The organism is Paenibacillus sp. FSL K6-0276 (assembly GCF_037977235.1).
In the GTDB taxonomy this organism is placed as follows: Bacteria; Bacillota; Bacilli; order Paenibacillales; family Paenibacillaceae; genus Paenibacillus_AQ.
Map to the genome: position 1 here is coordinate 394,902 of NZ_CP150276.1, position 15,682 is coordinate 410,583.

Genomic DNA, 15,682 nt, shown 5'->3' on the forward strand with positions numbered 1-15,682 from the left:
ATTTATAAAAAAAGACTCTTCCACCGAATGTAGGCTGAAAGAGTCTTTTTTTTGGAGATGGGCTACCACTTGGACCCACCAGATGAATTTCGGCCGGACTTCCCTCCGCCACCACCCCAAGAAGAGCCGCCGGAAGATTTGCCACCGCTGCCGCCTCCCCCCGAGGAAGAACCACCGGAGGAACGACCTCCACCGAATCCGCCCGAGGAAGGAGGGCCGGAGGACATCCGTTTGCGAGCCTGCGCTCGACGTTGCTGTTCTCTCATCATAGCTAATTGAGCTAGCCGTTCTTCCTCTTCCTTCTGACGAACGAGTCGGTTCGCTTCATTCACAAAGGAAGTGATCTGCGAATCATAAGAACGGCCAAGGGATTCCAGTTCCTCAAGATTGTAAGGCCGGGATGCCAAGCGATGTTCCAGTGCACTGGATTCCGGCAGTAAGGATAGCTCGAAGCGAATTCTAGAAGACAACCCTCTGCTATGCAGCATTCGTTGGGTGGCTTCCACCCGGCTTTGCCCTTCGGAGAAGAGGCGATTGACCCTATCCAGTCTTTCATTGAGTGCATTTAGACTTTCTGAGACACCATCGAACTGCCTTGCAGCCTCATCTTGTAAGGATAGCAATTGCTCAAGCGCATTGTTGGCCTTCTTATATTCGCCGCGCTCATCGCTGGTCCAATTCTCAATCTGCGCCACTTCACTCGCACCTTCCCGAAGGCGCGTGCTCCACTCGGTCAGGATGTTCTCCACAGTTGCTACATGTTGTTCTTCGAAATGTAAGCGCGCTTCCGTAATCCGGCTCTGCAGTCCGTCTCTCCGCTGCTTCAATTGGCTCCATTCGGTGCGGAATGTCTCTAAATCTCTGCGGTTGTTCTGCCGAAGAAGTGCTTGTTGTTCTGTCATAGCAACAGCCTCATCCAGGAGAAGGTCAAGATTGGCGCCAATCCTGCGCACCTCATCCATATCTCCAACGCGTAGTGGCGCTTCAAGCGTCAGCGATTCTGCGCGGGCCTGCTCTAGACGGTCATATGGTTTTACCTTCATGTTGTGGAGTGAATTTTGTTCGATGATGCCTGTAATTTTCGTGCGGGTAGCAGCTAATACCGTAGGGAAATTGTTTAGCTTACCATCGTAGAGATCAACATCCTTCAGGTCTTGTTCAATCTTTTCTTGTCGTTCTTGCGCGTCCTCGGTAATTTCTTGTGCAGCTATAGGGTCAAAAAGCTCCAATTGATCTGCCTTTGAGGTCTCCTCGGCAAGCTCCTTAAGCTCTTCTACAATTTCTTGAAGTGCATAACCAGTTTCTTTTGCCGCACCTTGCAGCTGCTCTTCAAGCTCTGGCGTATCCTCTTTCAGCTCTGTAATACGTTGTTTAACATTGCGATCTGCTTCACTGATGATAGCAATGTTCTTCTCTTCCTCTTCAAGCGCTGTGCGGAAGGAGGCTTCTGTCTGCTGCAATTGTTCCACGGCTGCCTTGAGGGCAGTCAAACGATAAAATGGCAGCTGAGCACCTTGACCATCACTTTGCAGCGAAGAGATTTCAACGAGCTTTGCAGACACCCGTTTTGAGATGCCTTCTACCAGCACCTCGGTCTTCCCTTGAACGATCCCCTGAAATGGCTTTAATGACTCCAGTGCTCGATTCGCTTGTACCAGCAAATTGGATAACTGCTCCTGTTGCTCGCTTAGCTGCTTACGTCGACGCAGACCTGTGATCACTGTGAATAGTACAAGTAGTATTAATACGATTCCGATTAGAATGGCGGCAATCGTAAACATGGAGCTGCTGGAGCGATTTCCAGTAGTGATCGAAGTCCCTGGATTGCCGGAGGCTCCGTTCCCTGTACCGCTGTCCGCACTGCCAACTGTGCTACCACTTCCTGCGCTTCCTCCAGTATTCCCGGTGCTTTCCCCAATGGAATGGATCGCTTTAATTAAAGCCTTTGTCCCTCCAGCGAAGTCTCCTTCTCTGGCATAAGGGATGAAATAAGTATCAAGTAGCGCTGTAATAGCAGCACTTCCTGAGTTCCCACCCTGATTCTGGGACCAGGCATTTAACGAGGTTTGAAAGCCTGGATTGTTAAAATTAAGTTCAATGGACTGATCGCCAGCGGATATCAGCAAGAGAATATCGCGAGTGGACAGTCCCCATGAGGCGTAAGTATCATCAGCGTATTTATCGGCCGGAGTGCCGTTTAAGGAATCTACGGTGAGTACATGCATAGTAACGAGATCTCCAGTGGCGGCAGCAGAAATGGTCGTCGCTTCTGCGGAACTAAACATTCCAGCGTTATCGGTAACTAATCCCTGCTGAGTAGGGATTTCGGCGGCGTATGCACCGGGAACCCATAACACGCTGATCAATAAGAATAAGGCTATATACTTTTTCAAGCTGACACGCTCCAATCTGAAGGACTTTGTATTCAATATATTATGCTGATAATTATACTATATCATTAACCCTCACGTGACCCGGAGATCCTCCTATTCTTACATGGTCGTTAATCATACTAGCAAAAAAAGCCGCATTCCTTAAAAGGAATGCGGCGAATATGCAGAAGGGTTATCTTGTCGGCAGACAGAGAATGTATTGCAATCTGGATTTAATTTCTTTTTGCCATTTTAAATCTCCAACTTTAACGGCAAGATTGAGCAGATCCAGATAATCGTCAACCTGTAGTGACGTTCGGGTAGAGGTAACGTTCATGGGTGATCAGTCTCCTTTTAACTTAAATATAGTAAAGTGAAATTAATAACTTCTTTAATAATGATAATCATTATCAACTTGTATCATTATTGCTATTATCCACATTTTCCATCTAAAAAGCAATATAAAAATGTAGCATCCGTAATTTTATATAATTTACAAAGGGAAGGGTTCATCGATGGGATTTGCGTATATTGTGTGACAAAGAAAGAAAAAGCAGGTATATTGACATATTTTGTCGAATATAATTTAGGATATTACTGTAAAATCAGTAAAAAGGGGGAATGATCGATGAAGCGGTGCAAACTGTTGCTTCTGATTAGCATTCTGTTTATGCTCTTACCTCCTACTGCCATTCACGCCGAAAGAAAGGAGATAGAGTATCAAGTAGAGCTGGAATATCCACCATATAAATATGATAAAGATGGCTACATGACTGGTTTTGATATTGAATTGAGTAATATGATCTTTGAGAAGCAGGATTACGACGTCCACTACAGTACAGGGAAGTGGGCTGATGTGTATAGTCGGCTCGTTCAGGGAGATATCGAAACAGCGGGTCTAATGGCAATAACCGAAAGACGAAAACAAGAGTTGTTATTTTCAGAACCTGTTTTCAAAAGTTATATTTCCATCTACACAAGGCGAGGGCTTAAGGGTGAGATCGATTTAAATACGCTTGGAAGTTATAAGATAGGTCTAGGAAACGGACAGTATTCTGAAACGGTACTAAACGGGCAACTGGGGATTAATGATTACATAGAATATGCAACGATTCCTGCGGCTTTGGAGGCCTTAGAAAAAGGGGAGATCGACCTTCTATTTGAGAATCAGGAGGTGGTCGATTATCTGCTCGTTGAACAGGGAAAGACGGACAGTATTATAAAGGAAGTGAATGATCTTTACCCAAGGGATGTAGCTTTTGCAATCAATAAGTCCACACCGGAGTTGGTTTCTTATATTAACGAGAGATTGGAGGAATTGCAACATTCGGGTGCTTTTGAAGAACTGTACCAGAACTATTTCTTCGCTCATTCTGATTATTATAAAGGCATGATCCACAAGAGATTGGTTTACGGAGCAATCGTTCTATTCTGTCTTCTTATTCTTAGTTTAGTCCTGCTTAAATTGTATAATAATCGTTTACGGCGTGCTGTTTATTCGGAGCATCAATTTTTTGAGGATGTTATAGAGCATAGCGGTATGGTGGTGTGGGCGGTACAAGCAGATAAAAAGGTAGTTCGGTTTAACAAGTTCGCTGAGCGGATGACAGGTTTAAGCGAGAAAGAGGTACTGGGAGTAAACATTGAGGATATCGATGGTTTGAAAGGTAGTACGGCTGTAATCCGGGATCTGCTGAACCGGGCAGTAGGACTCGAATACGTTAGCAACGTAGAAATTAAACTCCCAGACCAGTCATCTGAAGCACGATACTTCTCATTTCGGACAGCCTTATTAAAAGGACTCGATAAGCAGGCAACTGATATCTTTGTGCTTGTAGGTGTGGATATTGAAGATCGTAAGCAAAATGAGCTGAGACTGCAGCTAAGTTATGAGGAACTGGAAGCTACTTGCGAAGAATTGTCAGCGGCAGAGGTCGAGCTGCAGGAGCAATTTGATAAGCTACAAGTAAGTGATCAACGGTACCGGCTTGTACTAGAAGGCTCAGGGGCATATCTGTGGGACCTTGATTGGGAGACGGGACGTTATAATTTACCGGATCGTTGGTGCGAACTAATGGGCTATACGAAGGATGAAATCAACTCGTTCGAACTAGGAGCGTTTAGCATTGCTCATCCCGAAGACCAATTGTCATCCTACAAGGCTAAACAAGATCATCTGAATGGATTGACGCCTATCTACGAGACTGTATACCGCATGCGGACCAAGGATAATCAAACGAGATGGTTTGAAGTAAGCGGAAAGGCTGTCGTTAGTTCAAAGTATAAAGATCGGTTATTTATAGGCTCCTTGATTGATATCACCGAGCAGAAGCAGGCAGAGCTCAAACTGAGTAACAGCTACCAAGAACTCGAGGCGACATATGAGCAGCTTACGACCACTCAACAGGAGCTTCTAGTGCAATATAATATGCTTCTAGAGAATCAGAAACATATGCATCGGCTGGCTTATGTGGATGAGCTTAGTAATTTACCCAACCGTTTATGCCTACTAGAGACCATGGAGAAATACATACAGCGTCCGGTTGGAAAGGCGGCACTACTGTTCATAGATTCAGATAATTTCAAATACATCAACGATTCCTTAGGTCATAAATCCGGGGATGTTCTCATAAGGAAGGTTAGCGAGAGATTGCAGTCGGTGTTGCCGGAAGGGAATATGCTCTCTCGGCTGGGCGGAGATGAATTTGTTATTTTTCTTAAGGATATAGAGGACCGTGAGGATGTATTGAACCTGGCAGAGAGTATAATGAGTGTGTTCAGGCGGTCCTTTTTAATTGGTGAGAGTAATTTGTACGTCTCGCTAAGCGTAGGGATTTCCTTTTATCCGGATGATGGAGAGACGACCGAGCAAATTTTGAGTAATGCGGATGTGGCAATGTACCGTGCTAAAGAGGACGGCAAGGGAACTTATGTAGTCTATGATAAATCGATGCATACAGCGTTTAATGAACGAATGAATATAGAGAAGCATTTGCGCAGTGCTATGAACAACAATGAATTTGAACTGTACTATCAGCCACAGATGGATATCCAGACTGGATTCATCTCAGGCTTTGAAGCTTTAATTCGTTGGAACAGCCCATCACTTGGTTCTGTATCCCCACTTTCATTTATAAAAATTGCTGAGGATTCCAGACTGATCATCGGTATTGGTGAATGGGTGCTTCGTGAATCTTGCGTCTTTATGAAAGGCATTCAAGAGCGTACAGGCGTTCCTTATAAAATATCGGTTAACATTTCGATTATTCAGTTATTTCAGAACGATTTTATCGAGATGGTACAGGATAGTCTGGCTGTAAGTGGCCTAAAGCCAAGCTGTCTTGAGTTGGAAATCACGGAGTCTATTTTTATGAAATCATTTGAGAGTATCCTTGGCAAGCTGGAGTTTCTAAAATCTAAGGGCATTGGTATCGCCTTGGATGATTTCGGGACGGGTTACTCATCACTTAGCTATTTGCAGCAATTACCGATTTCAACGCTCAAGATGGATAAAACCTTTATTGATTCGCTCTCAGAAAAAGCTAACAATGAGTCTTTTGTGCAGTCAATTATTCAGCTGGGGCATAATATGGGATTAGAGGTCGTAGCGGAGGGTGTAGAAGAGGTTAGCCAAATGGATTTCCTCAAGACAACAGGCTGCGACAAGGTTCAAGGCTACCTGATTAGCAGACCTGTACCAAAGCAGGCAGTAGTAGAGCTTTTGGAAACACAGAGGCGCTATGGGATCTAGCTGTCAGATACAAACTTATAGATGAACACAAACAAGCCCGTGAAAATATCCGTGGGCTTATTTGTTGTGTTCTGTCTTAGCTGATTACGATTTTGTTCTTCCCCGTGTTCTTAGCCTCGTATAGTGCGTCATCTGCTTTCTGAAACGTAGAATTCTTGGAATCTGTACCTGTGAAATCGTGCATACCGATACTGACAGTTACGCTTTTACCGTTCATTTCCGTAAAAGGTGTATTAGAGATGGCTGCTAGAATCTGCTTCATAATCTCATGTGAATGATTAAGGGTTTTAGAAGTCAGAATGACGACAAATTCTTCTCCGCCGAAGCGAGCCGCGAAATCATCGGGACCGATATGCTCGAGGAGGATCGCTGCGACCTTTTGCAATACGATATCTCCAACGGAGTGTCCATAGGTGTCATTTACTTTTTTGAAGTTGTCGATGTCCATAACGGCTAGCTGCATTGGAAATGGATTACTCTGCTGATGCTCGATTAGCCAACCCAAGTATTCATGAAAAGTCTTATGATTATAAAGGTCAGTCAGGGGATCGATCTTGGATAGACGGTCCATAATTATATTCTGAATGCGTAATTCCTGTTCTGACTTTACCGAGTTCTCTAGGGATTGCATCAAATCACGCCCACGACCGATTACTGCAAAGCCTGCTAAAGCAGTAGCAGCAAAAATAAGCGAAATAATGATAGTTTGAGTGATCGGTACGTACCCGTGATTAGATGTCTTGAAGAATAAAATGATCGTGTACAGTAGACAAATGGCAGAAGTGGCTTTCATATAACTGCTCTTCATATAGATCATGGATATAAGTAGCGGGAGCAGCATAATTAATGATATACCATACAGTTCATCGCTGAGATTGATGATAATCAGAACTGCAAATAAATGGCTCGCAACCGTAATGGCGAGCTCGGACCATAGGGGTTTCCATCTATAGATGCATTCCAGAATAATGATCAAAGTCACTATGATGGTATCAGGAATCAGCGATTGCGTAATAAACTTGCTTATGGTTAGGGGCTCCGGATGTTGACCCCATAAGCATAGAGAATCCAAAAAATGAATACTTAAATCCACAAGCAGGATGATCCAGAATGCATTGAGAAGCACACGATTCCAATTAGTCTGTCGAGGAGTTTGAGATGTAGTATGCATAATATGATCCTCTTTTCCAGTGGCAATATGCTTATATATTCGACAATAATCCCTGATCCCCTCTTGACTATTTATTTCCAAATGAACAATTTAAGATTAATATTCGTCTTTTGACAGAGATATATATTTTAATGGTGGTTTATACATGTTAATAATACTTAAAGGCGAATTATATAGTGATTATCCTCTTGGTGCATTCGTGTATTTTCGGTAACATTCCTATTGGATCGAAAAATAATGATCAGCTGTTCGTTATCCCCGAAGATAAGGTTTGGGGGTTTCTACAGGGAACCGTAAATTCCTGGCTACGGATAGGGTGCTTTTGGCATACCTATGTTGTAGTCGGGATTTTTTTTGTTTAAGGGAGGAACAGATGAGTAAATATGATGTGATTGTTGTTGGTGCAGGTCCCGCAGGGATATGGATTGCTAGAGGGATGATCGATCGAAAAGGAATAGTATAGAAAGTCGTCCGATTGGACCAAATGGCTTGCACATCCGGAATTTTTTTAATGTAAGAGGTCAAAACACCCTGATGAACTTCAGTATCTACGGCGTACAGTTCTTCCTTAGCTGAAATATTCTCCAAGAGACTGATGTCGTTGGTGTAGTGGGTATCGATTTGGCGGTGTAGTAAAACAACAAAAGCAAGCCCTTTTATACTGGGGCTTGCTGTTTGTTATTTTAGGTAGAGCTAATCTGCAACTGCGTCCAAGTTTTCTGCCAGTTCTTCTTAATAACGCGTTGTTCATAAATAGGGAGTAAGTTCGGTTTTTCTGTAAAATGTGGGGTAGGTCGTAATACGACACGAATTACGTCTGAAATTCCGTGTGGAGCGACTAGGATGATTTTACCCGATGGATCTAGGGAGAGTCCAAGCGCTGTGGCGGTTTCCGGAAACTTGGAGATCGCATCTACAGCTGATGTATAAGGTGGAAGTTGATTGACGGTATGCATTCTTGCTTCATTTTTAACAGACCAGGGTATAGTAGGATTCAGGCTTCTTAGTCTCGCCTCCCATTGCTTCTCCACTTCCTCTTGAAGATTGCTGTCGTCATAATAAATAACATCAACGTCTGGTAAAGGTGTCCGTTCTTCGAAGCCATGTAGGGTGTCCCAGATTTTTGCACGTACAAAGCCAGCACAAACCCACCAATCGGGTAGCTGAAGGGATCTAGCATTTTCTAATATATCCATCATCCAGGGATCATTTTGTACAAGCTGAATGATATCTGCCTCGTGTTCTATTTTCTGCAATCCGCCCACCTCCGAATATTCGTGTTTCCAATCTGTTAATATCATACAACAAGAGTTTCGATAGAGGTATAAAAGGACAGGCTGAATGGACAGAGGCATGAACTATCTTTATAATAAGTCGACATCTAGTCCTTTGGAGGCGGAGACCGTGCAATATACGTTTACGATATTACTGCAATTATTCGAAAGAGCTGCGCTATTGCTGATGTGTCTGTTTGTGCTGACTCGTCTGCCGCGGTTTAAAGAGATTTTTCAAAAAGGAACCTACGCCCCGCAGGAGCTTGCCATAGCGACGATGATCTTCAGTTTATTTGCCATCTTTGGTACCTACAGTGGGATTAATGTGGAAGGTTCGCTTGTGAATGTGCGAATTATCGCCATCGTATCCGGTGGGATTTTGTTCGGGCCATGGGTAGGACTCATAACAGGCATCATCTCAGGGGTTCACCGTTTTCTGATTGATATCGGAGGGGTAACCTCTCTTCCTTGTCTGATTACGAGTATTACCGCAGGTATTGTATCCGGGATGATATACCGCCGTACCTCTGGCGAGCGTCGATGGATGGCGGGTATTTTGGCTGGAATGGCCTGTGAAGCGCTGACGATGCTGCTCATTCTGGTGATGGCTGAACCGTCGTCGCTGGGTGTGGATATCGTGTCCAAAATTGCTTTTCCGATGATTATGAGCCAGATTAGTGTCGGTCTGATTGTCATGCTAGTGCAGAGTGTGGAAGGTGAAAAGGAACGGATTGCGGCGAAGCAGTCCAAGCTGGCACTGGATATTGCCAATAAGACCTTGCCTTATTTTCGCAATATTAATCCCGAGTCGCTTCGCACCATCTGCCAAATTATCAAAGAAGATATCGGCGCAGATGCGGTAGCTATTACGGATACTAGACTCATTCTCGCTTACGTTGGTGTTGGAGAAGAGGATTATACTACGACCAATGAAATTATTACTGAAGAAACTAAAGTGACGTTGTCCAGTGGTGAAATCACCATCCGTAACGACGATAGTGATTATGTCAATCCGGAGATTAAATCGCTGATTATTATTCCATTGAAGGAAAAAGGCGAAGTGACGGGAGCGCTCAAAATCTATTACACCAGAGCCCACAAGATCACTTATTCTCTCCAAGCTATGGCTGTAGGTTTGTCACAAATGATCTCTACACTAATGGAAGTATCGCGGGTTGAGGGTATTAAAGAAATGGCGAACAAAGCAGAACTAAAGGCGCTGCAGACCAGCATTAACCCACACTTCCTGTTCAATGCACTGAATGCGATTGCGTCCTCGATTCGGATTAACCCGGATAAGGCGCGCGAGCTAATTGTGAATCTGTCCGGTTATATGAGATATAATCTGGAGCTGACGGATGAATTCATTGATATTAAACGCGAGCTGCAGCAGGTTCAGCAATACGTGGAGATTGAAAAAGCGCGCTTCGGAAGCCGTCTGAACGTGCTTTACGATATTGATGAGGTTCAGGTTCGAATTCCGAGTCTGATTATTCAGCCGCTTGTAGAAAATGCGATTATACATGGCATACTGAAGGTAAGAGGAGCGGGAACAGTAACGATTTCTGTAAAAAATCAAGGCGATAATGTGCGAGTTGGCATTCGGGATACCGGAGCTGGCATCAGCGATGAAACCATAGAGAAGGTCTATACTGGCGATATGCCGGAGAATAAAATCGGATTGTTTAATGTACATCAACGGGTCAAGCTCATCTATGGAACTGGACTTACGATTCAGAGGTTGGATAAAGGGACGAACATTTATTTTGATGTCAAAAAGGAGGGCCTATGAGAGCAATCATCGTGGAGGATGAAGAGCTGGCAAGACAGGAGCTGGCTTATTTAATAGAGACACACAGTGGGATCGACATTGCCGCACAATTTGAAGACGGGCTGGATGCACTCAAATTTTTACAGGTTGAGACGGTAGATGTGATTTTTCTGGACATTAATATTCCCTCGATCGATGGAGTGCTGTTGGCTCAGAATATTAGCAGATTCTCGGTGAAACCATATATAGTGTTTATTACTGCTTATAAGGAGCATGCCGCTGAAGCCTTTGAGATTGAAGCGTTTGACTATATTCTGAAGCCTTACAGTGAGGTGCGAATTAAGGCTATGCTGCACAAGCTAGAGGGAACGTTTGCGACCCGTGGGAGACAGGGGGAAGAAGAACGTAATCCAGTCAGTGATAAGGTAAACCTGTGGAAAAATGAAAAGATTATCGTAGTGAATGCCGACGATATTTATTACGCCTCCGCGCAGGAGAAAAGTACGAGCGTAATGACTAAAGGCGAGGAGTATAGTATGGCGCTCAGCATCAGTGATTTCTATAATCGACTGCCTGAGGATCGTTTTTTTCGCTGTCATCGCTCCTATATCGTTAACCTGTCCAAGATCAAGGAAATCATCCCTTGGTTCAACAATACGTACTTGCTGCGCCTGCACGATTTGGACTTTGAAGTGCCGGTAAGTCGTAGTAAGGTGAAAGAATTCAGGCAGATTATGCGCCTATAGATGCAGTTCATTCTTCATTTTCGTCATCTCATGCCGGATTTCTCTCAACATTCGCTGGTTTAGCTACAATAAAGAGGCAATAGAAGCTCTTGTAGCAGACAACGAGAGAGAAAGAAGGAATAGACCATGACTTCGACGATGGACAACAAAGACGCCAAACGGTGGCTTATCGTATTAGGAACAGTAATTATGCAGATGGGTCTAGGTACCATTTATACATGGAGCTTGTTCAATGCACATCTGGTAACAAAATTCGGATGGGAGCTTAACTCTGTTTCTATTACGTTTTCGATCACGAGCTTTGCACTCGCTTTCGCAACCTTGTTCGCAGGGAAATTGCAGGATCGTTTTGGTCTTCGTCGGTTAACTGCCGCCGCAGGGATTGTGCTTGGTCTAGGATTGATTCTTAGCTCTCAGGCGAATTCGCTTCTAATGTTCTATGTACTAGTTGGTGTAATCGTTGGTTTTGCGGACGGAACAGCTTACATCACTTCATTATCTAACTTAATTAAATGGTTTCCAAATAATAAAGGTTTAATCTCTGGTGTGTCCGTGGGTGCTTACGGAACGGGGAGCTTGATTTTTAAATACATCAATGGCGGGTTGATTGACTCGGTGGGTGTATCTAATACGTTTATGTATTGGGGCATGATTGTTATGGTGATGATTGTGATTGGTGCCTTGCTCGTAAGAGAAGCTCCAGTACAAGCGGCATCACTGGGTGCAACATCAACTTCGACTATAGCTAAACCAAAAGACTACACGGTAAAAGAAATGCTACGTACGAAAGAAGCTTACCTGTTGTTCATTATTTTTTTCACCGCTTGTATGTGTGGCCTGTATTTGATCGGTATTGTAAAAGACATCGGCGTGCAGCTGGCTGGACTTGACGTGCAGACGGCAGCTAATGCGGTAGCGATGATTGCCATTTTTAATACAGCAGGACGTTTGATCTTGGGTGCCTTGTCTGATAAAATGAGCCGTTTGAAGCTGGTAGGCGCTTCGCTTGCTGTAACGGCAGCCGCTATGTTGACCCTTAGCTATGCAACGCTGAATTTCGGACTGTTCTTCACTTGTGTAGCAGCCATTGCGTTCTGCTTCGGGGGTAACATTACAGTGTTCCCGGCTATTGTCAGTGACTTCTTTGGTCTGAAGAACCACAGTAAGAACTATGGAATCGTCTATCAAGGGTTCGGTATCGGTGCCCTTTCCGGTTCATTCATCGCCGTCTTCCTGGGTGGGTTTAAACCAACCTTTGTCATCTTCGGCCTCTTATGTCTGCTGGCTTGCATCATTGCGATTTCTCTGAAACCGCCGGTGGTGAAGGTGGAAGAGGAGAAGGCACTTCGGCTCAAAGCTGCAGAACGCACGGCTTAAGGATGTAAGACAACTAAATAATTTTAAAAAGACGTGCAAACTGACAACAGTTGTACGTCTTTTTTCTATAACTATATAAGTAGGTACATCAATAGGATAGTGTGGTTGAAGCAGTGTTGGAAGCAATGTCCTCCAAGTATTCGAGGATAAGCCGCTAGATTATGAAGCTTGGGATATCGATATTTTCTATCAGGAGAAAATGACTGAAATCTCGCAGCTTGATGAATGGGAAATGGTCGAGAACGGTCCGCTACGGGCTGTCTTGCGTATGACCTGGACGTATCATCTCTCGACGATTACTCAGCATATTATTTTCTACCGCGATACGGCTAGAATTGACTTCCGTACAGTAATGGACTGGCATGGGCATAATCAACTGCTGAAAGCGGCATTTCCAGTCGATATTCATGCCTTGGAGGCTACCTACGATATTCAGTTCGGCAATGTTAAGCGGCCGACACACTGGAATACGAGCTGGGATTATGCTCGTTTCGAGACGGTTGGTCACCAGTGGCCGATGTCAGCGAGAAAGGGGATGGCGTAGCCTTGCTCAATGACTGCAAATACGGTTATGACATCAAAGACAGCGTGCTGCGGCTGACACTGCTTAAATCAGCCGTTCACCCCCATCCAGATCAGGATCAGGGCCGTCATACCTTCACTTACGCACTCTATCCGCATACCGGCGATTTTGTGGAGGGCGGAGTTGTCCAAGAGGCCTGGGAGTTGAATAATACCCTGCGTTTCGTACCGGGAGAAATGGAAGGGGAGCCACTATTCTCTATCGAAGGTGAGCATGTGCTAGTTGATGCTATAAAGCGTTCGGAGGATGGGGTGTATGTGCTGCTACGCCTGCATGAATATGCTGGTTCACGAAAGCAGGTGAGTGTGAAGAGCGCGTACCCTATTTCGTCTTGGCAGGAATGTAATTTGATGGAGGAGTCGCAGGAAGCGTGGCGGGAGGAAGAGTTGGCATTCCAGATCAAGCCCTACGAGATTAGAACCTTTAGAATAAATATGGGAAGGGCTCAACAATGAGAGGAAGCCCCAATGGGGTAGTTCAATTCAGCTGTAATTAAAATGCAATTTAAAATGGGGAAATATTTACTTGTAGCCTTGGTGGTGTGTGGAGTATACTAATCACGAGAGGGTTAAGCGCTTAACCTTGGGGAGGATAAGTGAAAATGGTAAATCCAATCGTAGTAGGTATTATTGGCGCAGGCAGAATCGGCCGCCTTCATGCAGATAATCTGCGTATGATGCCATTATTTAAACTAAAATCTATTTCTGAGGCTGTAATAGGTGAGGAATTGTTGGTCTGGGCGGAAAGCCGGAACCTTGGCTCCATATTTGTGAGCGGGGAAGATATACTGAATGATCCTGAGATCGAAGCGGTGTTTATCTGTACACCAACGGATTCCCATGCATACTGGATCGAGCAGGCTGCCCGCGCTAAAAAGCATATTTTTTGCGAGAAGCCGATCAGCCTGTCATCGGCGCAGACAAGCAAGGCATTGCAGACTGTAAAGGAAGAGGGCGTCTTACTTCAGGTCGGATTCAACCGTCGGATGGACCCGAATTTTCGCAGACTCAAGCAGCTGGTTGAGTCGGGGGAGCTGGGCAGCCCACAAATTGTGAAGATTACATCGCGTGATCCGCAGCCTCCGGGCGAGGCTTACGTACGTTCTTCTGGTGGAATGTTTATGGATATGACGATTCATGATTTTGATATGGCTCGCTACCTGATGGGTGAGGAAGTGGCTGAAGTGTATACCCGGGGCGCCAATCTGATTGATCCGATGTTCGGACGCAACGGAGATGTAGACACGGCAGTCATTACACTGACCTTTGCTAGCGGAGCAATCTGCGTTATTGATAACAGTCGGAAGGCTGTATATGGCTATGATCAACGGGTGGAAGTGTTCGGTTCCGGCGGTTCGGCCGTCGCCGATAACTGCCGCCCGACAACTGTGGAAGTATCCACAGCCGCTTCGGTCACGCGCGATCAGCCACTTCATTTTTTCCTTGAGCGGTATAACCAAGCATTCTCGGAAGAGATTTCCGCGTTCGCCCGGGCAATCCGCCTGCAAGAACCGATTATTTGCAGCGGTCTTGACGGACAGCAAGCAGAACGGATTGCCGAAGCTGCGAAAGAATCGCACCTGACCGGGCTTCCGGTCAAGCTGACTCATTGTGCCGGAGAGAAAGTATCGGCAATGTAGGTTTTGTAAGCGGCTGCATACCATGAAGACGGGGGGGCTATGAAAGTGTCCAAATTACTCATAAAGGGAAGACCGCCTGGCAAGGATGGACTGGTGGCGGCAGTGAGCAAGGAGAGTGCCGGGTGGAAGTATGTAGGTTTTGAAGTGTATCAGTTGCAGGCTGGTGATACTCTGAACCGCAGTACGGAAGGGAATGAAATCTGCCTTGTACTATTAGCGGGGAAGGCGAACGTAAGGGCGGATGGTCAATTGTTCACTGACATCGGAGAGCGCATGTCTGTGTTTGAGGATATGCCTCCTTATGCGGTATATATTCCGGCTGGAGGAAGGTATGGAGTTACAGCTTTGACGGAACTGGAGCTTGCCGTCTGTCTTGCACCGGGGACGGGCAAATACGGGCCGCGTCTGATCGCTCCATCCGATGCAGTGGTTGAGGATCGCGGCTTTGGCAGCATGTCGCGCCGGGTGACCAACATTCTTCCTGAGCAAAGTGAGGCCGAGAGTCTGCTTGTCGTAGAGGTGCGCACGGACGGTGGGAATTGGTCCAGTTATCCTCCGCACAAACATGATCAGGAGAATCTACCGGGGGAGTCGTATCTGGAAGAGACTTACTACCACCGGTTAAATCCTGCCCATGGTTTTGTAGTGCAGCGGGTGTACAATGATGACCGTAGTCTCGATGAAACAATGTCTGTGCCCGACCGCAGCATCGTGCTGGTTCCGGAGGGCTATCATCCGGTGTCCGCGCCACCGGGCTATGATTCATATTATCTTAATGTGATGGCGGGTCCGGTCCGTACTTGGGCCTTCCACAATGAGCCGGATCATGAATGGCTATTTAGGACGAAGCAGCACAGACATGACGAGCGGGAATAAGCAAGCGCAATAGGGGCCTCCGCATGGCGGAGGCCCTCTCTTGTGCATTTATTTTTCTCTGAAATTATTCACCAAACATTAGCCGCATTGGACAAGCATTTGGTATCGCTGAATAGACACCA

General features: G+C 45.4%; 11 protein-coding genes, 1 pseudogene and 1 riboswitch. Of the genes and pseudogenes, 8 read left to right on the forward strand and 4 right to left on the reverse strand.

The window, feature by feature from the left end:
• Positions 1-62 precede the first annotated feature (62 nt).
• Together MHH52_RS01810 and MHH52_RS01815 are read right to left on the reverse strand one after the other, a co-directional pair.
• A complete protein-coding gene (locus MHH52_RS01810) occupies positions 63-2,393 on the reverse strand; it encodes a septation ring formation regulator EzrA (protein ID WP_340006282.1) in 2,331 nt (776 codons plus the stop codon).
• Positions 2,394-2,565: 172 nt separating this feature from the next.
• Entirely contained in the window at positions 2,566-2,709 is a 144-nt protein-coding gene (locus tag MHH52_RS01815; RefSeq protein ID WP_313638997.1) for a hypothetical protein, read from the reverse strand.
• Positions 2,710-3,000: 291 nt separating this feature from the next.
• On the opposite strand from MHH52_RS01815, the gene MHH52_RS01820 reads away from it, so the two are divergent.
• Positions 3,001-6,123, forward strand: a complete 3,123-nt coding sequence (locus MHH52_RS01820; protein ID WP_340006284.1) for an EAL domain-containing protein — start codon at positions 3,001-3,003, stop codon at positions 6,121-6,123.
• Positions 6,124-6,199: 76 nt separating this feature from the next.
• Here MHH52_RS01820 and MHH52_RS01825 read toward each other — a convergent pair whose 3' ends face one another.
• Together MHH52_RS01825 and MHH52_RS01830 are read right to left on the reverse strand one after the other, a co-directional pair.
• The gene (locus MHH52_RS01825) at positions 6,200-7,294 is read right to left on the reverse strand and encodes a GGDEF domain-containing protein (RefSeq protein WP_340006285.1); all 1,095 of its coding nucleotides are present in this window, start codon (positions 7,292-7,294) and stop codon (positions 6,200-6,202) included.
• A gap of 229 nt (positions 7,295-7,523) precedes the next feature.
• Positions 7,524-7,622: riboswitch (purine riboswitch) on the forward strand.
• 355 nt (positions 7,623-7,977) lie between these two features.
• Positions 7,978-8,493: a nucleotidyltransferase family protein gene (locus MHH52_RS01830; RefSeq protein WP_340009450.1), complete on the reverse strand. Its 516-nt coding sequence runs from the start codon at positions 8,491-8,493 to the stop codon at positions 7,978-7,980.
• A gap of 262 nt (positions 8,494-8,755) precedes the next feature.
• On the opposite strand from MHH52_RS01830, the gene MHH52_RS01835 reads away from it, so the two are divergent.
• The 7 genes and pseudogenes from MHH52_RS01835 to iolB all read left to right on the forward strand — a co-directional run bounded on the left by MHH52_RS01835 (position 8,756) and on the right by iolB (position 15,560).
• On the forward strand, positions 8,756-10,360 hold the full coding sequence (locus MHH52_RS01835) for a sensor histidine kinase (RefSeq protein WP_340009452.1): 1,605 nt from the start codon (positions 8,756-8,758) through the stop codon (positions 10,358-10,360).
• Positions 10,357-11,085 carry a LytTR family DNA-binding domain-containing protein gene (locus MHH52_RS01840; protein ID WP_313639002.1) on the forward strand — a complete coding sequence of 243 codons (729 nt, stop codon included), beginning with the start codon at positions 10,357-10,359 and terminating at the stop codon, positions 11,083-11,085. Before MHH52_RS01835 ends, MHH52_RS01840 begins: the two co-directional genes overlap by 4 nt.
• Positions 11,086-11,211: 126 nt before the next feature.
• Positions 11,212-12,462, forward strand: a complete 1,251-nt coding sequence (locus tag MHH52_RS01845; protein WP_340006288.1) for an OFA family MFS transporter — start codon at positions 11,212-11,214, stop codon at positions 12,460-12,462.
• 181 nt (positions 12,463-12,643) lie between these two features.
• Positions 12,644-13,035, forward strand: a pseudogene (locus MHH52_RS01850) (glycoside hydrolase family 38 C-terminal domain-containing protein); the annotation flags it as partial.
• A 186-nt stretch (positions 13,036-13,221) separates the two neighbouring features.
• The gene (locus MHH52_RS01855; RefSeq protein WP_340009453.1) at positions 13,222-13,500 is read left to right on the forward strand and encodes a glycosyl hydrolase-related protein; all 279 of its coding nucleotides are present in this window, start codon (positions 13,222-13,224) and stop codon (positions 13,498-13,500) included.
• Positions 13,501-13,646: 146 nt separating this feature from the next.
• Positions 13,647-14,684: an inositol 2-dehydrogenase gene (gene iolG, locus MHH52_RS01860; RefSeq protein WP_340006289.1), complete on the forward strand. Its 1,038-nt coding sequence runs from the start codon at positions 13,647-13,649 to the stop codon at positions 14,682-14,684.
• A gap of 45 nt (positions 14,685-14,729) precedes the next feature.
• Entirely contained in the window at positions 14,730-15,560 is an 831-nt protein-coding gene (gene iolB / locus MHH52_RS01865) for a 5-deoxy-glucuronate isomerase (protein WP_340006291.1), read from the forward strand.
• Positions 15,561-15,682: the final 122 nt, after the last annotated feature.